The following is a 23,219-nucleotide window of genomic DNA, read 5'->3' as shown; positions in this document are numbered from 1 at the left end:
GCCAAACGGAGAGACACCATGGACGCCGAGACAGACGCCCCCGAGATCAACCCCAAGGCCTTTCGCCGGGCTCTTGGCAACTTCGCCACCGGTGTCACCATCATCACCGCCCGCGCGCCGGACGGGACCACCGTGGGCGTGACGGCGAGCAGCTTCAACTCGTTGTCGATGGACCCGCCGCTGATCCTGTGGAGCAGCATCAAGGGCACGCCGAGCTGTGCGATCTTCGAGCAGGCCGAGCATTTCGCCGTCAACATCCTCGCATCGGACCAGATGGAGATGTCGAACCACTTCGCGCGCCAGCAAGAGGACAAGTTCGCCGGCGTCGAATGGGAGCCGGGCCTTGGCGGGGCGCCGATCTTTCCCGATTGCGCAGGCCGTTTCCAATGCGAGACCTATGCCAAATTAGACGGGGGCGATCACTGGATCTTCGTGGGGCGTGTGATGGCGTTCGACGATTTCGGCCGCCCGCCGCTCTGCTTTCACCGCGGCTCCTATGCCATGGTGTTCGATCACCCGAGCGCCTTCCCCCAGACCGGCGACATGCCCTTGCCCGACACCGACGGCGGGCGCATGGGCAACCACACCTTCTTCATGATGATGCGCGCCTGCCGCACCTATCAGGCCCGCTACCAGCCCAAACTGGAAACGCTGGAATTGAGCCTGATCGAGTCGCGCAGCCTGCTGGCGCTCAACGACATGCCGGGGCTCACGCCCGAGGATGTCGTCCCCCACGTCCACGCGCCGATCAATGAGACCCGCGTGGCCCTGGTCAACCTCGCCGACCGCGATCTCGTGGTGCTGGAGGACGGCGGCTACTTCCTGACGCCCGCCGGACAAGAGAAGGCCGAAGAATGCTGGAACGTCGCCAAGGCGCATGCGAAGGAAGCCTTCGACGGCGTGAGCGCCGAGGAGCTGGCGACCTTCGACAAGGTGCTGCGCCAGCTGATCGCGCCTTAGGCAGGTCCGGTGCACCGGGGGCGCGGCTTCGATTGGCCCTTCACATCCGATGATGATGACAGCTACCCTGCATCAAAAAAGCGGATAGAGTGATGAAGCTTCAACAACTGAAATATTTCGCGGCGGTGTTCGAAAACGGTTCGTTCTCCGCCGCCGCCGACAAGGTGAATGCCACGCAATCGGGGCTGTCGATGCACGTCAGCCAGATCGAGAAGCGCTACGACATCACCTTGTTCACGCGCACCTCCTCGGGCGTGACGCCCACGGAAGCCGGGCGCGCGTTCTACGAGGATGCGGTCAAGGTCCTCGCCGCCGCGCGGCTGGCGGAAGATCGGCTCAGAACGCTGTCGAAATCGGTTGTGGGCCACGTTCAGGTTGGCCTGATGCCCACCTTCACCCGTGCGGTGATGCCCTCGGTCGTGCTGCGCTTTGCCGAGGAATATCCCAACGTCCGCCTGTCGATCACCGAAGCCTATTCCAGCGTGTTGAGCCAGGACGTGGCCGAGGGAAATCTGGATTTCGCCGTGGTCCCGACCCTGCTGGAGGCCAGCGACGTTCTGCTCACCAAGCCGATGGGGCAAGACCGCGAGTGCCTGGTCTGTCGCCCGGACCGGGAGCTGCCGATCACGGACAACAAGGTGAAGTTGCGCGATCTGGGGCCGCTGAAGCTCGTCGTACCCGGCAGAAGCAACGCGCGGCGTCAGAGCATCGAGCACTACCTGATGATCAACAATATCGAGGTCGCGGAAATCCTCGAGCTGGACACCATGCACGGCACCTTGGGCATCGTGGCGAATTCCGAGTGGGTGACGATCCTGCCCGGCATCCTTTGCCTCCCCGATCTGGGGGGAGACCGCCGCAAGGTCGTGCCCCTTGCCGATCCGCCCCTGACCGTGGACTACGCAAGGATCGAGCCCGCCAAACAGCCCCTTAGCACCGCGGCGCAAGCCTTCGCGGACATCCTGCAGGAAGAGCTGAATTCGGCGCTGGAAATGGACCTGCACTGACACGGCGGCGCCGCGGCGCGATCGTGTGACGCGCGCGCAGGGTCCCGCTGCACGCGCGTCAGGGGCTCAGACGTCGGAGAGACTAACGACCTTGCCCGTCTCGGAGGACCGCTCGATGGCCTCCAGAACCTGAATGTTGTGGATCATTTCCTGCGGTGAGAACGGATACTCGGCCCCTCCCAAGGCCGCTTCGGCGAAGGCTTCGAGGTTGAACGTCACGGCGTCTTCCCAGGCGTAATCCTGCTGCGTGACGGGCTGGTCCGAGCGCCCGGTCAGGACCCGCACGATGCCGTCGGGCGTGTCGGGGTGGCTGTCGTTGATGACCTCCACCCATTCGGTCGAGCCAAAGACATGCATGCGGATGAAATGCGGCGTGTGCAGGATGGCGCTGAACGTCGCTGTCATTCCGGCCTCGAACTTCATCTGCACGGTGACCACATCGCCGGTTTCCCACCCGAGCGAGCGGTCGGCGGTGAAGGCATGGAGCGACTCGACCGGGCCGAAAAACGAGATCAGAAGATCGCTGAGGTGGATGCCCATTCCCGTCATGCCGGCTGCGGGCGCCACGTCCTTGCGGGTCCGCCAATCGCCGGGCTGAATACCGATCAGCTTGTCGTGGCTGAAGGCGGCCTCGGCGTGCATGATCGTGCCCAGTTTGCCCGCATCGAGCGCCTTGCGCAGGGCGATCATCGCCGGTTCGAACCGGCGCTCGTGCCCGATGCCCAGTTGCACACCCGCGTCGAGACAGGCCTGCACCGAGCGACGCGCACTGTCGGCGGTGAGGCCCAGAGGTTTCTCGCAGAACACATGCTTGCCGGCGGCGGCAACCTGACAGACCTGCGCTTCGTGCAGCGGGTTGGGCGTCGTCAGGATCACCGCGTCGATATCGTCCCGCGCGAGGGGGGCGTCGAAATCGTCCCAGGCCTCCAACCCCATCTCGGTGATCGCGCCGTGGTTCTGGGTTGCCGGCTCGATCACACCCGCCACGTTCAGCCACGGATGCCCTTGCAGCCGGGTCGCGATGTGTTTTCCCCACCAGCCGAAACCGGCAATGGCGACGGTGAAGCTCTGCGGCGCTTGGGTCATGACGTCCTCCCTCGGAAATTCTGTCGCGTGCTCGGTGAGGGCCCGGATGGCCTGCCCGCAGGGCGCGCGTAAGCGACAGTATCGGCAGGAAAATCCCCGCGCCAAATCATGTAAGCTGATGCCGCCTGACACTTTCGCTGATACCGAAAAATCCATGAAAACCATGCGGTTAAGGGTATCAACTTTCCTGAAGCCAGATAGGTGAAAACACAATTTCCTTTGCTACGACCGGTTGTGCAAGATTTTTTGGACAACGTGCCAGGCTTTGGGAGGAGCGGCGCAAGAGTGGGAGGACGGATGGCTCGGAAGAGCCCGTTCCCCGCACCTGCCACCCCCCTCAGAACTTGCTGACAGCCATCGAGGGAGTAGCAGATGTCGACCGTCAAAGAGAAACCTATCTGGAAGTTCACGGTTAACGGCCGCCAGAACACCAACACGCAGTCCGTGGCGGAAGCGCGCGGCAAAAGCGTCGTGATCGACGAGCCGGTCCCGCGCGGCGGCACCGATGAAGGCCCGATGCCGGTGGAATACGTCTTCATGGGGCTGGTGGGCTGCACCCATGTGATCGCCAACAAGCTCGCGGCGGCCAACGGCATCACCTTCACGTCGATGGACATCAAGATCGACGTGACCATGGACAGCCACGGCACGCGCCTGATCCACCCGATCGACGTGCCGTTCCCGTCCTGCACCCTGCATATCACCGCCGAATTCGACGGCCCGCGCGAAGGTGCGATGAAAGTGACCGAGCAGCTGCGCGACCATTGCGCCGTGTCGAAGATGCTTCAGGAATCCGGCACCATCGTGACCGAGAACTGGATGCTGAACGGGGTCGCGGTCTGACCCATGACCTGCGAGCGACGCCCCCAACGGCCCCTCTCCCCCCTGACCGGAGTGCGATGCCATGTTGAGCCAGATGATCGAGGTCCTGGCACCGATCTGCATCATCGTGTTGATCGGGTTCCTCATGGGACGCTCGAAGGCAGGGCTGGAGACACGGGCGCTCAGCTCGCTGGTGCTGCTGGTGGCGACGCCCGCGTTGATCTTTCATACGCTGGCCTCGCTGCAAGTGCCGACCGAGACCATCCAGATCATGTCGGGCGCGGCGCTGTTGTGCCTTGCCGTGGCGGGCGGATTGGGTTTGGCGGCCCTGCTGATCTTCAAGGGCGCGGTACGCAGCTACCTGCCGCCCCTGATGTTGCCCAACTCGGGCAACCTCGGCTTGCCGCTGGTGTTTCTCGCCTTCGGGCAGGAGGGGCTGGAACTGGGCATCGCCTATTTCTTCGTGGTGGCGCTGGTGCAGCACTCTTTCGGGATGTCGATCTATGCCGGGACCCTGAAACTCGGCGTTCTGGCCCGGCAACCGCTGTTCTATGCCGTAGCCGCCGTGATGGCGGTGACATGGCTGGATGTCACCGTGCCGACGATCGTGCTGACCACGACGGAAATGTTGGGCGGCATGATGATCCCCACCATGCTGATCCTGCTCGGCGCGTCCCTGTCGCGGCTGCAGATCACCGATCTGCGCCCGGCCCTTGCGATCGCCTTCGGGCGGCTGATCATCGGGATCTCCTCGGCGCTGCTGGCGATCTACCTGCTCGATTTCAGCGGCGTGATGGCGGGCACGGTGTTCCTGCTGGCCTCCATGCCGACGGCAATCGTCAATTACATCTACGCAGAGCGCTACCAGCATCATCCGCGTCAGGTGGCGGGCTCCATCGTGGTCTCGACCGTGCTGACCTTCCTGTGCCTGCCGGGCATCGTCTGGGTGGCCCTCGCGATTGCGGGGCCGCAATGAGCCGGAGGTTGGCACGATGAGCGGGCCCGTGCGGATCACGCTGGCGGGCTACCAAGGCCCGGATTCGGTGCACACCCGGGGGCTGGAGGCCTTTCGCGACGCGCTGACGGCCGCTGTGGGCGACCGCGTCGAGGTGATCCTGCGCCCCAACGTCGGCCCCGATGGCATCAAGACCGAGGCCCTGCCCGGCCTGGTCGAGGCCGGAGAGCTTGACGCCTGCTATATTGCGTCGAGCTATCTTGCAGGCCGGGTCCGCGAGCTCTCGCTGTTCGACATGCCGTTCAGCGCGCCGGACCGGCACCGGGCCTTGGCGCTGGTGGACGGACCTCTCGGCGCGCGGTTTGGCAGCGCGCTTGCTGCCGCGACGGGACTGACGCTGCTCGGCGTCTGGGACAACGGGTTGCGGCACATGGCAACGGCGCGGCAGCCGCTCCATGATCCGTCGGAATGCGACGGCATGGTGCTGCGCACGCTGCCCAACGACGATCACCAAGCCGCGTTTCGCGCGCTCGGGTTCCGCCCGCTGGTGATCGACGCCAAGGATCTGACCCAAGCGGTCTGCGACGGCGAGGTCGACGCGCAGGAAAACCCGCTGACCAACACCTATAATTTCAACCTGCATGGGCGTCTGCCGGTCATCACCCTGACCGGCCACCTGATGGGGATCGCCCTCTTCGTGTTCAACAAGGACCGGTTTGCCGCCCTGCCCGAAGATCTGCGGCAGGCGATCTCTGCGGCGGCGGCGGAGGCGACCCGGGCACAGCGCGCGCTGGCCGAGAGCGAAGATGAACATTGCGCCCGCGCCCTGCGCGACGACGGGGCGACGCTGGTGGTGCTGACCGACGCACAACGCGCCGCATGGCGGGAGGCCGCCGCGCCCCACACCGAACGCGCGCGCGCGCAACATGACCCCGAGCTGCTGGCTCTCTTCGATGCCGAGACCGGCACCGATGACAAAGCCCCGGACCCCACCCCTGAACCAGCCACTGCGCTCCTGAATACAAGAGGTGAGATGTGAACCTTAAAGCCCTTCCACGCACGCCAGAGACGATGACGACCCTCGCCCTGCTGGTGGCCTCGCTCCTGTCGTTGGTGTTCATGAGCGCGCTCATCGCGGCACCTCGCGCCTTGTTCGGCCGTGCGCTCTCCGCGATCCCGCCAAGCCTGTTTCCGACGATCACCATTGGCCTTCTGGCAATCCTCTGCGCCACCGCGCTGGTGCTGATCGCGAAGGGCACGGTGGCCGAGCAGAGCGCCCGGATGAGCCGGACGGAATGGGGTCGCTCCGCACTTCTGTTCGGCATCCTCACCTTCTACGCGCTGATCATGGTGCCCTTCGGCTTCCTGATCTCCTCCGCTCTGACGGTCGTGCTGCTGTCGCTGATGATGGACGCGCGCAACCCGATCCAGATTGTTCTCGTCGCCCTGATCGGCCCCGTCGCCCTCTATCTCGGCACAACGCGGCTTCTGGCCGTGTCACTTCCGGAACTCATCGCGATCGATCTGTTCTACGCGCGTCTGCTGCCGTTCTGACCTGAACCCTGACACCTGACCCCTACCGAAGAGGCTTCAATGCTAGATCAATTTATCGAAGGTTTCGGGATGGCCATGCGACTGGACACAGTCACCATGGTTGCCATCGGCCTTTTCGCCGGCATGCTGGTCGGGTCACTGCCGGGCTTCACCACGCTGATGGCCATGGCAATCCTGCTGCCGATCTCGTTCTTCATGGATCCGCTCGTCGGCATCCCCTTCCTTCTCGGCATCTACAAGGGCGGCATCTTCGGCGGCAGCGTTCCGGCGATCCTGCTGTCGATGCCCGGGACGGGTGCCGCGGTGGCGACCTCGAGGGATGGCTACAAGCTTACCCAAAAGGGCCAATCGCGCAAAGCGCTGGACATGGCGCTGTTCTCGTCCGCCTCGGGAGATACCTTTTCGGACATCTTCACAATCCTGATGATCTTCCCGATCGCCTTCCTGGTGATGCAGTTCGGCCCGCCAGAGCTTTTCGCGGTCCTGCTCATGAGCCTCGTGATCATCGCCGCGACCTCGGCCGCGAACCCGGTGAAGGGCCTGATCATGATGATGTTCGGCCTCTGGCTGTCCTTCATCGGCACCGACCCGCTCGGCGGCGTGGAACGCTTCACCTTCGGGCTGTTCGATCTGCGTTCCGGCATTCCGCTGCTGCCGATGCTGATCGGTGTCTTCGCCATCCCCGAGGTCGCCTCGGTCGTGATCCGCAACGAGAAGGGCCGCAAACTGGCTGCCCTGATGGGCGAGCGCCTGAAGTTCCACGAGTTCCGCCGCTGCGTCCGCACCATCGGCCGCTCGACATTGATCGGCACCGGCATCGGCATCATCCCCGGCCTCGGACAGATCGTGGCGGCGCTGATGGGCTATTCGGCGGCCAAGAACGCCTCATCCCACCCCGAGACCTTCGGGGAGGGTGAGCTGGAGGGCGTCGCCGCCGCAGAGGCCGCCAACAACGCGGTGAACGGACCGACGCTGGTGCCGCTGCTGACCCTCGGCATTCCCGGCGACAACGTCACCGCGATCCTTCTGGGCGCCTTCGTGGCGCAGGGTCTGCGGCCGGGGCCGGAGCTTTTCGAGACCCAGGGCGCGACCGTTTTCGCGATCCTCGTCGCGATGGTGCTGGCAAACCTGCTCTTCGTGGTGATCGGTTACCTCGCGATCCCGTTCTTCTCGCGGCTGGTCACGATCAAGACCTCGATCCTGATCCCCATCGTGATCATGTTCGCCTTCGCGGGAACCTATGTGTTCCGCTCCGACGCCACCGACCTGCTGATCCTCGTGGCCTTCGGCCTTTTCGGGATCATCGCGAAGGCCGCGAAGTTCGACGTGATGCCCATGGTGATGGGCTTCATCCTCGGGCCATCGATGGAATACGCCTTCGGTCAGACCGTCGCGATGTCGAACGGCGATCCGGTAGGCTTCTTCGCCACACAGCGCATCGGCGCTCTGATGATCCTGCTCGCGACCCCGGTCCTCGGCTACGTGCTGTGGAAGCGGCTCTACGGCAGACCCAAGACAATCGCATGAGAAGGAGGGCGGCGCAGCGATGCGGCGCCTTCCACATTTAACCAAAGGGAGACAAGACATGATGAAGAAACTCGCAGCCGCATTGGCGGTCACGGGCGCGGCCCTGACAGCTTCCGGCGCCACGGCCCAATCGGACTATCCTGAACGCCCGATCACCATGGTCATTCCACTGGGAGCGGGAGGCTCCCATGATTTGAACGCACGGGTCATCACTTCGATCATTCCGAGCTACCTGGAGCAGGCCGTCATTGTGCGCCTTTCCCCCGGTGCCGGCGGTCAGCTCGGGACGCAGGAAGTGGCGAACGCGCCCGCCGATGGCTACACGCTGCTCTTCACCCACAACTATATCGACATGCTGCAGCAGCACGTCGAGAACCTGCCCTACAATCCCTCCGAGGATTTCGTGACCGTGGCCCGGGTCAACTACGCGCCCATCGCGATCGCCGTGCGCGCGGACAGCCCCTACGAGACCATGGACGACCTGATCGAGGCCTCGCGCGAGAACCCCGGCAGCATCCAGATGGCCCATTCGGGCAACTGGGGCGCGCTGTTTGTGCCCGCGGCTCAGTTCATGCAAGCCCTTGATATGTCGTGGAACCTCGTGCCTTATCAGGGCGGCGGACCGGCTCTGCAGGCGCTTTTGGCAGGCGACGCAGATGTAACGATGGGCTTCCCCTCGTCGCTCGGCTCCCATCTTGATGCGGGCACCATCCGCATCTTGGCGACCGCCGGGCCCGAGCGGATCTACGACGACGTTCCGACCTTCTCCGAGGTGGGCGTGGAAGGCGACGTGGGCTTCATGCACCGCGTGGTTCTGGCCCCGGCCGACACCCCTGAGGAGGCTTTGACCACCCTGCGCGAGGCCTTCGAGGCCCTGGGCGAGGACACCACCTTCAACCGCATGATGGGTCGTCTGGGTGAGAACATCGACATCATCACCGGCGATGAATACGAGGCCATGCGCGCCGAGCAAAGCGTCGCCTACGAAGCGCTCGTGAATGAGCTGACGTCGCAATAAGCGATACTCGCGGGGGCCGCGCCCACGCGGCCCCTGCACCCCCCTTCCCTAACATGTGTGGAGATTGCCCGTGCCTGACAGATACGGACCCAAGGGCGTCCTGGCGCTGATGATCCCGCAACAGAATTCCAACATGCAGCCCGAGCACGAGATGCTGCGCCCCGAGGGTGTGAGCAACCAGACCTACCGGTTTGATATCTCGGTGCAGGACAAGGTGCCGGAGGCGATGGTCTCGATCATGGGGCAGGCGCGGGGGTGCTGGCCCGACATGGTGCTCTGCGCAAATTCGGTCGAGATGCGGAATTGGTCTCTGGACCGCCAGATCGCCTACCGTGCCGACCTTGCCGCCGCCCTGCCCGGCGTTCCGATCGTCACCGCCGGAGACGCCTGCGTCGCCGCCCTCAAGCTCATGGGCGCCAAGCGGATTGGCCTCATTTCCCCGATGTCCGAGGAATATTCCGAAAGCGCGCGCGGCTTTTACCGTGCCCATGGCTTTGACGTGCCCGAGACCGCTTGGCTGCACGTCAAGACCTCTGACAAGATCATCGACGTGCCGCTTGATGCGATCCATGACGCATTCGACAAGGTGAATACCGACGCGGTGGACACGATCCTCCACGTGGGCGGCGCGCTCGGGATTGCCGATATGATCGACGACCTCGAGGCGCGGCTCGGCAAGCCGGTGATCTCGTCCACCGCGGTCGGCTATTGGTATGCGCTGCGCCAGATGGGGCTGGATATGCCTTTGACGTTAGGCGGCCAGATCACCCGCAAGCCCCTGCCCGATGACTTCCGTGATCCGACCCGGCTTGTGGCGTGACGCCCGCGCGGGCCGCTTAAAGCGGCGCGACGCCAAGCTCTCCGGCCAGTTCATCCAACTGCGCGCGCAGCGCGTCAGAGAGCGGGATGCCCTTGCTGGCACGCTCCTGCCTGACACGGTCCATCCGCTCGCCGGGCAAACGGATCTCGTCCACGCCCGGCATCCGCGCCGAGGATTTCATCTGCCGCCAGACCTCGTCGATGTCCGCACGGAAGGCGTCCGGGTCCGCGAAAGCCGCGATATCGAGGGCGAGGATCATCTGCCCGGTGTTCGTCACCGTCGTGGCATCGGCGTTGAAATCTACCACGTCGCGCCCGAACGCCGCGCCGTTCAGCACGCCTGCGAGGATGCCGAAAATCAGCGACAGCCCGTAGCCTTTCGGCCCCCCGATGGGCAGCAGGAACCCTTCCGAGGCGCGGGTGGGATCGGTGAGCGGCGCGCCCGTGCGGTCGATCATCCAGCCCTCCGGCATCTCCTCGCCCCGCTGCGCGGCGGTCTTGACCTTGCCGTAGGCGGCGACGGTCGTGGCCATGTCGAGCACGATCGGCGGGTAATCCTTCGAGGGCAGCGCGACCGCGATCGGGTTGGTCGAAAGCAGCATGTCCGTCCCGCCCCAGGGCGGCATGTGGTTGGCGGAACCGACGGCAAGATAGAGCCCGATCATGTTCTCGCGCGCGGGCATCGTCGCGTAGAGCGCGGCGGGGCCCGCGTGGTTCGACATCCGCGCCCCAACCCAGGCGACGCCGGTGGTGCGCGCCTTCTCCATCGCCAGTTCGGTCGCATGGTGCATCACCAGATGACCCATCGCGTTGTCCCCATCGATCAGCGCCGTGGCGGGACGCTCGGACAGACGCTTGAACGTCGGGGTCATGTTCATACCCCCCGCGCGGATGCGTTTGATGTACATGGGCAGGCGGAAAACGCCGTGCCCGTCCTGCCCGTTCACATCGGCCTGCGCCATCAGGGCCGCAACCTTTGCGGCGTCACTCTCGGGCATGCCGACAGCGCTCAGGCTGCGGGAGATGAAAGCCTGCAAAGCGCTCTGCGCGACACGTTCAGACATTGGATACCTCATCAGGAATAAAGGGAAAATCATGGGAAATGGACAAGAGACCGGCACGATCGTCAGCTATGGCGAGATCAAGCCCTTCGCGCGGGGGGACGGGGTCGAGACACGGTTGATGATCGGCAAATCCGTCGCGGATGCCGCGCCGTTTACGACCGGCACGACGGTCTTCCCGGCAGGCGCCGCGGCGCCGTTGCACACGCATAATTGCGCCGAACAGGTCACGATCCTTTCGGGCGAGGCTGAAGCCATGGTCGGCGGAGAGGTGCGGCAGTTGGGGCCGATGGATACCAGCTTCGTGCCGGCCGAGGTGCCGCACTACTTCCGCAACATCGGCGACGGCCCCCTCACCATCCTCTGGATCTACGCCGCGCGTGACGTGACGCGCACCTTTGTCGAGACCGGAGAGACGGTCGCGCATATGTCGCCCCGCGATCAGGTCTGACCTTCGCGCGGTCATGCAATGATTTGGTTGACCAATCGCTGTCATACGTGACACCTTTTCCTCACGGAAGTCAGCTTAGAGGCTAATTTTCTGGCGCGGTAGCACGAAGGTCACTCCGGGGCCGACTTTAACGATTGGACGACCATTGCAAGACAAGAACCTGATCCGACTGCGCCGCTGGATAGCCACATCGGACATGACACGGGGCGCGCGCCTGCCCGCGGAGCGGGCGTTGAGCAGCACGCTCGGGCTGAGCCGCGCCGAACTGCGCAACGCGCTGCTGGTGCTGGAGGCCGAGGGCGTGCTGGAAAGGCACGTCGGACGCGGGACGTTCCTTGCGAAATCGCCCAATGCGGCGCGCAACGGTCGGGGGATGGAGGCGACCATCGCCACCCTGTCCGAGACGACCGCCCCTATCGACGCCATGGACGCGCGCCTTGCGCTGGAGCCCGAGCTCACCCGGCTTGCCGCCGTGAACGCCAGTCCGAAACAGCTTCGCGACCTGCGCAGGCTGTCCGACGACATGCGCGCGGCGCCCACCTGGGCCGCCTACGAGACGCTGGATCACGACTTCCACGCCGCGATTGCGGCGGGCTCCGGCAATGCGCTGCTGCAAACCCTCTCCGAGATCCTCAACGGTGTGCGGCAGGTCGTCGTCTGGCGCCGGCTTGCGCCGTCTCAACAACGCCCCGAGCCGGAGTATCACTCCTTCGATGAGCACGATGAGATCGTCGCGGCGCTGGAATCCCGCGATGGGGTTGCCGCAGCTAAGGCCATGACCCGGCACCTGAAATCCACCCGGAATGCGCTGATGGAAACCTCGGAGGACTGAGGCGGGTTCAGAAGTTCGCATAGCCCCTATCAGGAATGCTTGCTTGCCCGCGCCCTGCCCATTTCCCTACAAACTATCAAACACTTGGACAGGATGGATGTGGGCATGAGACAGGTAGAAGTCGCGGTCATCGGAACCGGCTGGTGCGGAGGTATGCGTGCGGAATCGCTCGCGAAATCCGCGCTCGTCGACAAGCTGCATATCTGCGAGATCAAGCCGGAACGCCTCGCCGAAGTCCGCGAGCTGACCAATCCGGCGACGGCGACCGATGATTATCAGGATATCGTCAAGAACCCCAATATCGAGGTCGTCTATATCTCCACCACGCCGGAGCCGACCCACTACCCCATCGCGCGCGACTGCCTGAAAGCCGGTAAGCATGTGCTGCTGGAAAAGCCCATCGCCATGGAGCTGGCCGAGGCCGACGACCTGATCAATATCGCGAACGAAAAGGGCGTGAAGTTCACCATCGGCTATTCGCAGCGATTCAATCCCAAGATCGCCTGGGCGAAGAAAACCATCTCTGAAGGCAAGCTTGGCAAGATCGTCAACGTCATGGTCAGCCGCCACCTGTCGCGGAGCCTCGGCTCGCGGATCGCGGGACGGGTGAAGCTCTCTCCGGCGGCGATGGAATCGACACACGATCTGGACTTCGTCTACTGGCTGCTCGATGCCAAGCCCACCAAGGTCTACAGCCAGGGCGCCTATGGCTACATGGAGGAGCTCAACGGGTCCTACGACTGCATGTGGAACACGGTAAACATGGATAACGGCACGCTTGTGGTCATCGGCGGCGGCTGGAACCTGCCCCCTGCCTACCCCAATTACTGCGGCACGTGGATCGAGATCACCGGCACCGAAGGCGCCTTGATCCTCGACGATACATCGCGCGACAACTGGTACTCCACCGTCGACAACCACACGCAATTTCCCCTCTCGACCATGCCCGGTGAGCACGTGGACCACATGTACGCGGGCCAAATGGGACCCGAGACGATCCATTTCCTCGAGTCCGTCTTGCTGGACCGCGATCCCCTCGTCTCGCCGAGCCATGCCCGCATGGTGATGGAGAGCTACCTCGCGGCGGATATCTCGGCGGCGACCGGCGATCCGGTGGAACTGCCGCTGTCCAACCACGCCATGGCGACCCTTGCGGACATGCTCGCGGCGCAAAACGGTGACGACGCGTGATGCGCGTCGGCGTTGTCGGACTTGGCCAGATGGGAGGCGGCATCGCCCGCTGTCTCGACCGCGCGGGCCAGCTCCATGCCGCGCGCGACAGCAAGCCCGACCAGCGCCGGGTCGCGGGATTGTCCGAGGGTGTGAGCGATGACATCGACGCCTGCGACGTGTTGCTGTTCGTCGTGCCAAGCACCACGCAAGTGGCTGACGTCATGGCGGAAATTGATACCCACGACGGGCAAATCATCGTCGATCTGACAACCTCCCACCCCGATCAGAGCAAAGCACTTGCCGAGACGTTGCGCCCGCGCGGCTTGGCCTATGTCGACGCGGCCATGACCGGCGGCGCGGCGGGCGCTGACGCGGGCAAGCTGACGCTGATGATGGGCGGCGATGCAGAGGTGATCGCACAGATCGCGCCGGTGCTCGACATCATTTCGGCGCAGCGGTTCCACCTGGGCGAGGTTGGCGCAGGCCATGCCATGAAGCTCGTGCACAACCTGATCCTCCATTCCGCATTCCTCGCCACCTGCGAGGGGCTGACACTGGCCGAAAAGGCCGGGCTTGACGTGGCACGTGCCGTGGACGTGCTGAACGCGGGCAACGCACGCAGCTTTGTGACCGAGGTTCGGTTCCCGCGCGACATCCTCGGCGGCGTGATGAACGGCCGTTCGGTGATTTCCAACCTCGAGAAGGACCTTGGACTTGCACGCCGCTTCGCAGACGCGCTCGGCGGCCCCTCGGTCTACACCGACCTCACCCACGACGTTTTGCGCACCGCCACGGATGGCGGCGACGGCGGCACCGATTTCTCCTACCTTTTCCCGATGTTCGAAGGGCTCGCGAAAGAGGCCCGAGGTGAATGATAAAGCGCTGAAGGTAGGCGTTTTCGGCCTCGGCCTGATCGGCACGGCGCTGGCGGGTCGTCTGCTTGCGGCAGGCTATGCCGTTGCGGGCACTGACCCGAGTGCCGAGCGATGCAAGGCGTTCAAAGCGCTCGGCGGCACGCTCGCGGATAGCGCGGATATCTGGTCTTCGGACGTCGTTTTCTCTTGCGTCTTCGACACCGCACAATTGGCGGACCTCATCGCGCAAGCCCCTGGAACGGAAGCGGTTCTGGTGTCGATGAGCACATGTGACCCGGATCAGATGGCACCGCTGGCGACAAAGGCACAAGCCCGCGGAATCACGCTGATCGAGGCGCCGATTTCCGGCACCAGCAAGGCGCTGGCGGCGGGTGACGTTCTGCTTCTTGTCGCGGGGGCAGAAGCTGCGGTCGCCCGTGCGGCACCGCTGCTTGACGCGCTGGCCCGTCAGTTCCTCCACGTGGGCGAGATCGGCAATGGTAACCGCGCCAAGCTTGCCATCAACCTCGTGCTCGGTCTGCATCGCGCGGCGTTGGCCGAGGGGATGGTCTTTGCCGAAGCCATCGGGTTGGACGCTGCGGATTTCCTCGAAATGGCCAAGGCGTCGGCGGCCTATTCGGCGGTCATGGATGCCAAGGGCGACGCCTTGGTCCATCGCGACTTCACGCCGCTTGGGCGCATCGCGCAATCGGCCAAGGATTTCGAGCTGATCCGCGATCAGGCCAAGGCGGCCGGACAAGGCTTGCCCTTCACCGGGACCTATCTCGACATGATGCGGGACGCGTTGGCTGCGGGGGAAGGCGACCTCGACAACGCAGCCGTCCTTCTCCCCATTTCGCGGGCCGTGCCGGAAGGTTAATCGGGTTTCTTCAGGCGGACGCTGTCCGGCACATCTAGCGGCGCGTTGGGCCCGTCGATGAATTCTACTGTCGTGAAGAGAAGGTCCGTTTCGCCAATGTTTTCAACGGAATGGACCATGTGGTCACCTTCGCCATAGTCGAAGTGCTTGGTCTCTCCGGCGTAGTGGACGACATCCCGGATCTCACCTGAAGAGAAGTATCCCCGCGCCTTGCCGCCGACGAGAGCGGACCAGAAATAGCGGTTCACATGGCGGTGAAACCGGCACCGCCCGCCGGCGGGGATATGCAGGTGCCAGATGCGCATGGTGTCAGTCTCGGACACCAGAACGGACCCCACGCAGCCATTGTCCAGGTCGGACAGCATCTCCTGGTAGAGACCATCCGGCCAGTGAGCGAAAGCATTGAGATCGCGATTGATCACGACGTGGTCGGGGCCGTGGGTCTGAGAAGTGGTCATGGTATCCTCCGGGTCAAGTCGCTGTAATCGTGGAAAGATCGTCTTTCAGCTGCGCCTTCAGCTCCTCGGTCAATGGCGTGAGGGGCGGTTGCATTGTCAACCAGCTGTCATCGCCGCTGCGCCAACACTCTGCCGTTTTCATCGCGGCCATCAGCGGGTATTTCGCCGCCGTCGTGCGGGCCGCGCGCACTTTCTCCATCGCCGCGTCACGGGCAGTACCCTCAGGCGCCTTTTTCGCCTCTTGGACCGCGCGCGCGGTGAGGTTCGTGGAGCCCGAGATGATGCCGGCAGAGCCGATCGAGAGGCCGTCCCACAGGAAAGCCTCGGAAGACGGATAGACGTCGAAATCCTGCGCCACGCCGCCGGTCGCCTCGATAAAAGCGCGGGACTGGTCGAAATCACCCGAGCTGTCCTTCAGACCGGCGATGATGGGGCCGAAGGCCTGTCGCAGACGCAGGACCAGATCGGTCGAGATCGGGACCTGTGACATCTGGGGGAAATGGTAAAGAAATATCCGCAAATCGTCGCGGCCTACCTGCTCGATGAGCTTGGCGTAATAGGCAAAGAGGCCGTCATCCGAGGGCGACTTGTAGTAATAGGGCGGCAGGACGAGCGCATTGACGTAGCCCGCCTCGCAGGCCGCGGAGGTGATCGCCACGCAATCGGGCAGAGAGGGCGCGCCGGTGCCGAAGATCACCCGGTCCATCTCGATCCCGGCATCTGCGAAGGCTTCGGGCAGCGCCAGACGATCGGCCTTGGCGATGGAGGTCCCCTCACCCGTCGTGCCGGTGGGTGCCACGCCGTCGCAACCGCCGTCGGAGAGCAAGTGCTTGCAATAGCTGACAAGTTTGTCCGTCATGACACGGCCATTTTCGTCGAAGGGGGTGATTGCGGCGGCGTAGATGCCGCGTCTTGCCTTGGTCATGTCTTGTCCTTTGCAGGTTTCGGGCCGCCCACGACGCCGGGCCGGTTCGAGACGACAACCTTGATCGCGTCATCGATGCGCTCGCGGGCGTATTTCAGCGCGGTGGGCAGGTCGTCCATCGGAAACGTATGGGTATGGATCAGGCTCGCGTCGAAGGTGCCTGCCTCCATGAAGGCCATCGCGCGATGGGTGGCCGAGCGCCCTTCCCCGCGGATGCCGTAGAGGTAGATATTGTTAACAGCCAGTGCGCCGAGGTTGAACTCCACCGCGTTCTTCGGGAAGGCCGCGAGGCAGATCTTGCCGCCGCGATTGGTCATCGCCACGGCCTGGTTCACCGTCGTCTCGTTGCCAGCGCAATCGACGACGTAATCGGCACCCTTGCCGGTCAGTTCCTTCACCCGCGCCACGACATCCTCTGACCGCGCATCGATCACGTGATCCGCCCCCAACTTGCGCCCAATCTCGTTCCGGCTTTCGCGGGTGCCCACCAGAATGACCGGCGCCGCACCGAGGGCCTTGGCGACGGCGACCGCCAGCAGGCCGATCGGACCGGGCCCGATTACCACCACGCTTTCGCCCGCAACGAGCCCGCCCAACTCGGTTAGCCCGTACATGGAGGTGCCGGCGGTGACCACCAAGGTGGCTTCCTCGTCGGTCATCTCGTCGGGCACCCGGATCAAGGTGTTAATGTTGTTAACCGCGTACTCCGCGAAGCCGCCATCGGTGGTGAACCCATTGGCGCGGTGGCCCTTGTCTTGGTCGCCGTAGTTCAAGCCGTAGTTATGGCACGAGGTGTACATGCCCATGCGGCAGCGTTTGCATTGGCCACAGCCCGCGTGGATCTCGACCGTGACGCGATCCCCGACCACGAATTCATCGACGCCCGGTCCAAGCGCCGCAACAGTGCCCATGTACTCATGACCGGGTGTGTAGTTCTTGTTGAACGGCGGCCCACCCTCGATCAGCGCTGGTGTGCCATAGGTCAGGATCTCCAGATCCGTGGCACAGATCGCCACAGCATCGATGCGGACGAGGACCTCGGCACGGCCGGGCGTCGGCATGGGCTTCTCGATCAGGCTCAGCTCTTCAGGGTCACCGAGCACCCAAGCGCGCATCTTGTCCGGCAGATCACTTCCGATACCTCGGTTCTGCGCCATCACTTCGCTCATCTGACCACCCTCTTGGCAAATTGGTTTACCAATAATACTAAGGTAAACACCATGCCCTTGTGATCCCGCATCCATCACAATAAATCAAGAGACATTTCGCGCCACATGGTTTCACATTGGTCAACCAATTAGGCGCGGTTGCTACTGATCTTCATGAATTGGATAAGCAGCGCAGAGCCGCGCCACCTCTTCCCGAGCCGTTGCCACCTGATGCTCGCGCGCGCCCTCCTCTGCCGTCAGAAGGCCTGCGATCATCGCCCCGAGCGATCTGAAATCATCGGTCGAGAAACCGCGCGTGGTGGCGGCGGCAACGCCGAGGCGCAGGCCCGACCACTTGGCAGGGTTGGAGACATCGAAGGGCACCGGGTTCTTGTTGCTCGTGATATTGGCGCGGTCGAGCAAAGCTTCCGCCTCCCGTCCAAGCAAGTTGAGGCGAGAGAGGTCCAACAGTACGATATGCGTGTCCGTGCCGCCCGAGACGATATCGACGCCGCCCGCGCTCAGTGCCTCTGCCAGCGCCCTTGCATTCTCCACGATTTGGCTTGCGTAGGTCTTGAAGGCGGGCTCCGACGCCTCCTTCAGGCACACCGCCTTTGCCGCGAGAACCTGCGTGTGCAAGCTGCTCTGAACCCCCGGAAAAACCGAAGATTGCAGCTTTTTGCTCCAACCCGCGTCCTTCGCAAGGATCATCCCGCCCCGCGGCCCTCGCAGGGTTTTCGTGGTCGTGCAGGTCACGATATCGGCGTGCGGCAGCGGCGAGGGATGCGCCCCGCCCGCCACCAATCCGGCGAAATGCGCCATATCGACCATGAAATAGGCCCCCACGCTTTGTGCAATCTGAGCCATCCGCGCGAAGTCGATCCAGCGCGGATAGGCCGAGCCGCCGGCGATCAGCAGCTTCGGACGCACCTCGCGTGCACGCGCCTCCACCGCGTCGTATTCGATCACGCCAGTGTCACGGGTCACGCCGTAATGATGCGCCTCGAACCAGCGCCCCGAGAGGTTTGCCCCCAAGCCGTGGCTCAGGTGTCCGCCCGCCGCCAGATCGAGGCTCAGGACCTTGTCGCCGGGGGTGAGCAGCGCGAAGAAAACCGCGAGGTTGGCCTGGCTGCCGGAATGGGGTTGCACGTTGGCGTAGCCACAATCGAAAAGCGCGCAGGCGCGGTCGATGGCGGCCTGTTCCACCACGTCGACATGCTGCCCGCCGCCGTGAAACCGCGCGCCGGGATAGCCTTCGAGCGTCTTGTTCGTGATCTCGTGGCCAAGGGCATCGAGCACCGCGCGGCTCACGATATTCTCGGAAGCAATCAACTCGATCTGATCCTGCTGGCGGCGGCTTTCATCCCTCAGCGCCTTGGCTACCACGGGGTCGGATTGGTCGATGGCTCGGGTCATGTGATGGGACATGGGGAATGCTTTCTCTCAACGCACGGCATGTGCGGCAGAGGTTTATTGAGCACTCTCGCCCCTTTCTGCGCAAACGAGTTTTACTTCCCCTTAGGCGTAGGCTAGCTAAGCCTAGCATGACCAAGCCACCTCCGACCCCAAAGCCCGCGCAACGGCAAAAATTGCCACCCCTCAACGGGTTGCGCGCCTTTGAGGCTGTGGCCCGACTCGGCAGCTTCGTGGCAGCCGCTGATGAGCTATACGTCACGCCCGCCGCGATTTCGCAGCAGATCAAGGCCCTTGAGGGCTGGTTGGGATTAACCCTCTTCGATCGTCACGCGCAGGGTGTCACCCTGACAGATGCCGGTCGGAACGCGGTGCCCGATCTGACGCGGGCGTTCGATTTGATGGGTGGCGCCGTCGGCACGTTGCTCCGCAAGGCCAGCCCGCTCACCATCCGCATCGCCACCTTGCCGAGCGTCGCGCACCTCTGGCTCGCCCCGCGCCTTGGCGCTCTGCGGGCCGCCGTGCCGGACCTGCGCATTTCCGTCACCACGCGCGAGACGCCGCCGAACCTGATGCGCGAGCCGTTCGACCTGAGCCTGTTCGTCCTCGACCCGATCGCCGGCGAAGGCACCTTGACCGTGGCCCCGGACGAGATCTTCCCCGTCTGCACGCCCGAAATCGCCGCCCGCCTGACCTCGCCGTCGGATCTGAACCGGGAGACATTGCTGCGCGATGACAGTTGGCACGAGGACTGGATGTGGTGGAACACCCGCACCGGCGCGGGGCTGGAGTTGCAGCCATCGGGGCCTGTCTTCTCGCTCTACGGGCTGGCTTTGGAGGAAGCGAAACACGGCGCGGGCGTGCTCATGGGACATGGCTTTCTGGTGGAAGAACAACTGGCAAGCGGCGCCTTGGTCGCCCCCTTAGGCAAACGCGTGCCGTTGAGCCAGAACCTTTGCCTGCGCCTTGGCAAGCCGCGCGGGCAGGATGAGGTCATTGACCGGATCGTAGAAGCTCTGCTGGCGAATTGACCTGTGAGAGGCGCGCGGCGCCTCGCGTCCAGGGCCCTCCGGCACCCCGTACTGAGACATTCGGCTCGCTTGAAGTCCCACCGGAGAGGGCCTAGACAATCGCGACCCCTCAACAACCGGAGAGTGCCCCATGGACGCCGCCGCCGCGATGACCGCCACCCCCGAAGCCGCCCGCGCGAAACCTGCGGCGTTGGTCTGGGACGACCCCTTCCTGCTGGAGAACCAACTGTCGGAAGAAGAGCGGATGATCCGCGACTCGGCGCGGGCCTATTGCCAGGAGGCGCTCGGCGCGCGGGTGGTGATGGCCAACCGGCACGAGACGTTTGACCGCGAAATCATGACCGAGATGGGCGACATGGGTTTGCTTGGCGCGACCATCCCCGAGGAATACGGTGGCATCGGGGCCAATTACGTCTCCTACGGCCTCGTCGCCCGCGAAGTGGAGCGGGTCGACAGCGGCTACCGCTCGGCGATGTCGGTGCAGAGCTCCCTCGTCATGCATCCGATCTTCGCCTATGGCACCGAGGCGCAGCGCCAGAAGTACCTGCCCGAGCTGGCCTCGGGCCGCATGGTCGGCTGCTTCGGCCTGACCGAGCCCGACCACGGCTCGGACCCCGGATCGATGGTGACGCGCGCCAAGCCGGTCGACGGCGGCTATTCGATCTCGGGTGCCAAGAACTGGATCACCAACTCGCCCATCGCCGATGTCTTCATCATCTGGGCCAAGTCCGACGCCCATGACGGCAAGATCAAGGGCTTCATCCTCGAGAAGGGCATGAAGGGCCTGAACGCGCCCAAGATCGAGGGCAAGTTCTCGCTCCGCGCCTCGATCACCGGGATGATCCAGATGGACGAGGTCTTCGTGCCGGAAGACAACTTGCTGCCCGAAGTCAGCGGCCTCGCCGGCCCCTTCGGCTGCCTCAACCGCGCCCGCTTCGGCATCGCCTGGGGCGCCATGGGCGCGGCCGAGGCCTGCTTCCACGCGGCCCGCGAGTACACGATGGACCGCAAGCAGTTCGGACGCCCGCTGGCGCAGACGCAGCTGATCCAGAAGAAGCTCGCTGACATGCAGGCAGAGATCGCCCTTGGCCTGCAGGGCGCGCTGCAACTGGGCCGCATGTTCGACGATCACACGGCGCCCGCCGAGCTGATCTCGCTGATGAAACGCAACAACTGCGGCAAGGCCCTCGCCATCGCCCGCGAGGCCCGCGACATGCACGGCGGCAACGGCGTCAGCGACGAATACGGCGTCATCCGCCACGTGATGAACCTCGAAGCGGTCAACACCTACGAGGGCACCCACGACGTCCACGCCCTGATCATGGGCCGCGGCATCACCGGCCTGCAGGCCTTCGCCTGAGCGGGGGGCGCCGTAGGAAGCTCGATGACCTTGGGTGACATCCAGAAGTCTGCGCGCGTAGCGGAGCTTTTGCTGCGGGCTGGCCCTGCGACTTTGCCACGACCCGTGCGCAGATCGGCGTTTCGGGCCGCATGTGCCATCCGAGGTCGTCAATGAACACCGCCCCTGCCCTGCCCCTGCTGCTGATCCCCGGCATGATGTGCGACGCGCGGCTTTTCGCGCCCCAGATCGCCGCCTTCTCGAGCCATCGATCTGTCATGGTCGCCAATCTGACCGGGCAGGAGACCATCGCGGGCTTTGCAGAGGACATCCTTGAGAACGCCCCGCCCCGGTTCGCGCTGGCGGGCCTTTCCATGGGCGGGATCGTCGCCATGGAGATCATGGCCCGCGCGCCGGAACGGGTCAGCCATCTCGCCCTTCTCGACACCAACCCCTTGGCCGAGCCGCTCGAGCGGGCCCGTGCCCGGCTGCCTCAGATCGAGGCGGTTCAAGCCGGAGGCCTGCGCCGGATCATGCGCGACGAGATGAAGCCGAACTACCTCGCGGATGGGCCGCGTGTGGGGGAGATCCTCGATCTTTGCATGGAGATGGCGGAAGCCCTGGGCGCCGAAGCATTTGTCCAGCAATCCTGCGCCCTTGCCACGCGACCCGACCAGATGGAGACCCTTGCGCAGATCGCCGTGCCGACCCTCGTGCTCTGCGGGTCTGAAGACGGGCTCTGCCCGCCAGAGCGGCATCGGCTGATGCGGGACACGATCCCCGGCGCCCACCTCGACATCATCGAAGGCGCCGGTCACCTGCCGACGTTGGAGCAACCAGACCGCACCAACGCCGCCTTGGCCAGCTGGCTGCAGCGCCCGTGCTGATCCTGCTGCGCACCTATGTCATCGCGGCGGTAGGCGTCGTCGCCTTCTACCTCCTCAACCTGCCTCTGCCATTCCTCCTCGGGCCGATATTCGCCTGCCTCGTGGCCGCGCTTTTCGGCGTTTCCATGCGCGGCAACGCGACGATCAACGACGCGATGCGCGCGATCCTGGGCGTGGCGGTCGGGGCGACGTTGAGCATGAGCGTGGTCGTCAGCATGGGCGCGATGTGGCCCACGCTTCTGATGATGCCCATCATGATCGCGATCATCGGCGTGGTCGGCATCCCCTATTTCCAGAAGCTCTGGGGCTTCGACTTTCCGACCAGTTACTACTCCGCGATGCCCGGCGGCTTGCAGGATATGCTGGCCTTTGGCGAGGACGCGGGCGGCAACATTCGCACGTTGTCGCTGGTTCACGCGACCCGTGTCTTGGTGATCGTCACGATCCTGCCTTTCATCCTCGCCGGAGCTTGGGAGGTCGACCTCAGCAATCCCCCCGGCGCGCCCGCAGCGACGCTGCCCTTGGCGCAGATGGCGTGGATGGTCGCCGCGGGATTGGTCGGATGGCGCGTTGCGAAGGCGGTCGGGCTCTTCGGGGCCTCGATCCTCGGGCCTTTGATTGCGGCGGCGATCCTCGCGGTCAGCGGCATCCTTGACTACCGCCCGCCGGCCGAAGCGATTTTCGTGGCACAATTCTTCATTGGGATGACAGTCGGAGCGAAATACGCGGGCATCACCGGCGTGGAAGTGCGCCGCGATGTGGTGGCGGCCTTAGGGTATTGCGTGGTGATCCTGATCATCGCGGGCGCCTTTGCCGAGGCCGCGGTCGCCCTTGGCCTCGCGCCCCACATGGAGGCGCTTCTGGCCTTCGCCCCCGGCGGACAGGCCGAGATGACGGTGCTCGCGCTGATCGCAGGCGCGGACGTGGCCTTCGTGGTGTCCCACCACCTGTTCCGCATCGTGACCGTCATCATCGGCGCGCCCATCGCGTCGCGCCTCTTCGATCGTTAGCGGCGTTAA

General features: G+C 64.3%; 24 protein-coding genes. 18 read left to right on the top strand and 6 right to left on the bottom strand.

All coding sequences use genetic code 11. From position 1 onward, the window contains the following. The first annotated feature begins 18 nt into the window (after positions 1-18). Both KYE46_RS09610 and KYE46_RS09605 read left to right on the top strand, forming a co-directional pair. The gene (locus KYE46_RS09610; RefSeq protein WP_219000407.1) at positions 19-960 is read left to right on the top strand and encodes a p-hydroxyphenylacetate 3-hydroxylase reductase component; all 942 of its coding nucleotides are present in this window, start codon (positions 19-21) and stop codon (positions 958-960) included. Between the two features lie 92 nt (positions 961-1,052). Then, positions 1,053-1,967, top strand: a complete 915-nt coding sequence (locus tag KYE46_RS09605) for a LysR family transcriptional regulator (protein WP_219000406.1) — start codon at positions 1,053-1,055, stop codon at positions 1,965-1,967. Between the two features lie 66 nt (positions 1,968-2,033). Here the strand turns inward: KYE46_RS09605 and KYE46_RS09600 are convergent, their stop codons facing one another. After that, positions 2,034-3,053 carry a Gfo/Idh/MocA family protein gene (locus tag KYE46_RS09600; RefSeq protein WP_219000405.1) on the bottom strand — a complete coding sequence of 340 codons (1,020 nt, stop codon included), beginning with the start codon at positions 3,051-3,053 and terminating at the stop codon, positions 2,034-2,036. A 372-nt stretch (positions 3,054-3,425) separates the two neighbouring features. On the opposite strand from KYE46_RS09600, the gene KYE46_RS09595 reads away from it, so the two are divergent. From KYE46_RS09595 to KYE46_RS09565, 7 genes are all read left to right on the top strand, one after another. Then, complete coding sequence (locus KYE46_RS09595) at positions 3,426-3,896, top strand: OsmC family protein (protein ID WP_219000404.1); 471 nt, start codon at positions 3,426-3,428, stop codon at positions 3,894-3,896. Positions 3,897-3,957: 61 nt separating this feature from the next. Continuing rightward, the gene (locus KYE46_RS09590) at positions 3,958-4,851 is read left to right on the top strand and encodes an AEC family transporter (protein WP_219000403.1); all 894 of its coding nucleotides are present in this window, start codon (positions 3,958-3,960) and stop codon (positions 4,849-4,851) included. A gap of 16 nt (positions 4,852-4,867) precedes the next feature. Then, the gene (locus KYE46_RS09585; protein ID WP_219000402.1) at positions 4,868-5,869 is read left to right on the top strand and encodes a TRAP transporter substrate-binding protein; all 1,002 of its coding nucleotides are present in this window, start codon (positions 4,868-4,870) and stop codon (positions 5,867-5,869) included. Continuing rightward, entirely contained in the window at positions 5,866-6,384 is a 519-nt protein-coding gene (locus KYE46_RS09580) for a tripartite tricarboxylate transporter TctB family protein (protein WP_219000401.1), read from the top strand. The genes KYE46_RS09585 and KYE46_RS09580 overlap by 4 nt, the downstream gene beginning before the upstream one ends. Positions 6,385-6,423: 39 nt before the next feature. Next, positions 6,424-7,911, top strand: a complete 1,488-nt coding sequence (locus tag KYE46_RS09575; RefSeq protein ID WP_219000400.1) for a tripartite tricarboxylate transporter permease — start codon at positions 6,424-6,426, stop codon at positions 7,909-7,911. Positions 7,912-7,969: 58 nt separating this feature from the next. Continuing rightward, a complete protein-coding gene (locus KYE46_RS09570) occupies positions 7,970-8,929 on the top strand; it encodes a Bug family tripartite tricarboxylate transporter substrate binding protein (RefSeq protein ID WP_219000399.1) in 960 nt (319 codons plus the stop codon). Positions 8,930-8,999: 70 nt separating this feature from the next. Then, a complete protein-coding gene (locus KYE46_RS09565; protein WP_219000398.1) occupies positions 9,000-9,749 on the top strand; it encodes a maleate cis-trans isomerase family protein in 750 nt (249 codons plus the stop codon). A gap of 16 nt (positions 9,750-9,765) precedes the next feature. On the opposite strand, the gene KYE46_RS09560 is transcribed toward KYE46_RS09565, so the two are convergent. Then, the gene (locus tag KYE46_RS09560) at positions 9,766-10,812 is read right to left on the bottom strand and encodes an Ldh family oxidoreductase (protein WP_219000397.1); all 1,047 of its coding nucleotides are present in this window, start codon (positions 10,810-10,812) and stop codon (positions 9,766-9,768) included. A gap of 31 nt (positions 10,813-10,843) precedes the next feature. Here KYE46_RS09560 and KYE46_RS09555 point away from each other — a divergent pair, with 31 nt between their 5' ends. The 5 genes from KYE46_RS09555 to KYE46_RS09535 all read left to right on the top strand — a co-directional run bounded on the left by KYE46_RS09555 (position 10,844) and on the right by KYE46_RS09535 (position 14,999). Beyond that, complete coding sequence (locus KYE46_RS09555) at positions 10,844-11,260, top strand: cupin domain-containing protein (RefSeq protein WP_219000396.1); 417 nt, start codon at positions 10,844-10,846, stop codon at positions 11,258-11,260. A 145-nt stretch (positions 11,261-11,405) separates the two neighbouring features. Then, positions 11,406-12,092 carry a FadR/GntR family transcriptional regulator gene (locus KYE46_RS09550; RefSeq protein ID WP_219000395.1) on the top strand — a complete coding sequence of 229 codons (687 nt, stop codon included), beginning with the start codon at positions 11,406-11,408 and terminating at the stop codon, positions 12,090-12,092. Positions 12,093-12,197: 105 nt separating this feature from the next. Next, positions 12,198-13,283 carry a Gfo/Idh/MocA family protein gene (locus tag KYE46_RS09545; RefSeq protein WP_219000394.1) on the top strand — a complete coding sequence of 362 codons (1,086 nt, stop codon included), beginning with the start codon at positions 12,198-12,200 and terminating at the stop codon, positions 13,281-13,283. Further along, positions 13,283-14,140: an NAD(P)-dependent oxidoreductase gene (locus tag KYE46_RS09540; protein ID WP_219000393.1), complete on the top strand. Its 858-nt coding sequence runs from the start codon at positions 13,283-13,285 to the stop codon at positions 14,138-14,140. Before KYE46_RS09545 ends, KYE46_RS09540 begins: the two co-directional genes overlap by 1 nt. Beyond that, positions 14,133-14,999 carry an NAD(P)-dependent oxidoreductase gene (locus tag KYE46_RS09535; protein ID WP_219000392.1) on the top strand — a complete coding sequence of 289 codons (867 nt, stop codon included), beginning with the start codon at positions 14,133-14,135 and terminating at the stop codon, positions 14,997-14,999. Before KYE46_RS09540 ends, KYE46_RS09535 begins: the two co-directional genes overlap by 8 nt. Here the strand turns inward: KYE46_RS09535 and KYE46_RS09530 are convergent. From KYE46_RS09530 to KYE46_RS09515, 4 genes are all read right to left on the bottom strand, one after another. Continuing rightward, the gene (locus KYE46_RS09530; protein WP_219000391.1) at positions 14,996-15,457 is read right to left on the bottom strand and encodes a cupin domain-containing protein; all 462 of its coding nucleotides are present in this window, start codon (positions 15,455-15,457) and stop codon (positions 14,996-14,998) included. The two genes, KYE46_RS09535 and KYE46_RS09530, sit on opposite strands and share 4 nt — an antisense overlap. Positions 15,458-15,470: 13 nt before the next feature. Further along, positions 15,471-16,382, bottom strand: a complete 912-nt coding sequence (locus tag KYE46_RS09525; protein WP_219000390.1) for a dihydrodipicolinate synthase family protein — start codon at positions 16,380-16,382, stop codon at positions 15,471-15,473. Further along, positions 16,379-17,551, bottom strand: coding sequence for a zinc-dependent alcohol dehydrogenase (locus tag KYE46_RS09520; protein ID WP_247716814.1), 1,173 nt, complete (start codon positions 17,549-17,551; stop codon positions 16,379-16,381). The genes KYE46_RS09525 and KYE46_RS09520 overlap by 4 nt, the downstream gene beginning before the upstream one ends. A gap of 141 nt (positions 17,552-17,692) precedes the next feature. Beyond that, the gene (locus tag KYE46_RS09515) at positions 17,693-18,946 is read right to left on the bottom strand and encodes a serine hydroxymethyltransferase (protein WP_219000389.1); all 1,254 of its coding nucleotides are present in this window, start codon (positions 18,944-18,946) and stop codon (positions 17,693-17,695) included. A gap of 128 nt (positions 18,947-19,074) precedes the next feature. On the opposite strand from KYE46_RS09515, the gene KYE46_RS09510 reads away from it, so the two are divergent. The 4 genes from KYE46_RS09510 to KYE46_RS09495 all read left to right on the top strand — a co-directional run bounded on the left by KYE46_RS09510 (position 19,075) and on the right by KYE46_RS09495 (position 23,210). Beyond that, a complete protein-coding gene (locus KYE46_RS09510; RefSeq protein ID WP_283095191.1) occupies positions 19,075-19,974 on the top strand; it encodes a LysR family transcriptional regulator in 900 nt (299 codons plus the stop codon). Positions 19,975-20,122: 148 nt separating this feature from the next. Then, a complete protein-coding gene (locus KYE46_RS09505) occupies positions 20,123-21,334 on the top strand; it encodes an acyl-CoA dehydrogenase (RefSeq protein WP_219005080.1) in 1,212 nt (403 codons plus the stop codon). Positions 21,335-21,486: 152 nt separating this feature from the next. Further along, positions 21,487-22,200 (top strand): alpha/beta fold hydrolase, encoded by a 714-nt coding sequence (locus tag KYE46_RS09500; protein ID WP_219000387.1) that lies wholly within the window; start codon positions 21,487-21,489, stop codon positions 22,198-22,200. Further along, on the top strand, positions 22,194-23,210 hold the full coding sequence (locus KYE46_RS09495) for an AbrB family transcriptional regulator (RefSeq protein ID WP_219000386.1): 1,017 nt from the start codon (positions 22,194-22,196) through the stop codon (positions 23,208-23,210). The genes KYE46_RS09500 and KYE46_RS09495 overlap by 7 nt, the downstream gene beginning before the upstream one ends. Positions 23,211-23,219: the final 9 nt, after the last annotated feature.

This window comes from Gymnodinialimonas ceratoperidinii, assembly GCF_019297855.1.
GTDB lineage: Bacteria > Pseudomonadota > Alphaproteobacteria > Rhodobacterales > Rhodobacteraceae > Gymnodinialimonas > Gymnodinialimonas ceratoperidinii.
Note: the sequence above shows the minus strand (reverse complement) of the source record. Positions and strands in the feature narration are given on the sequence as shown.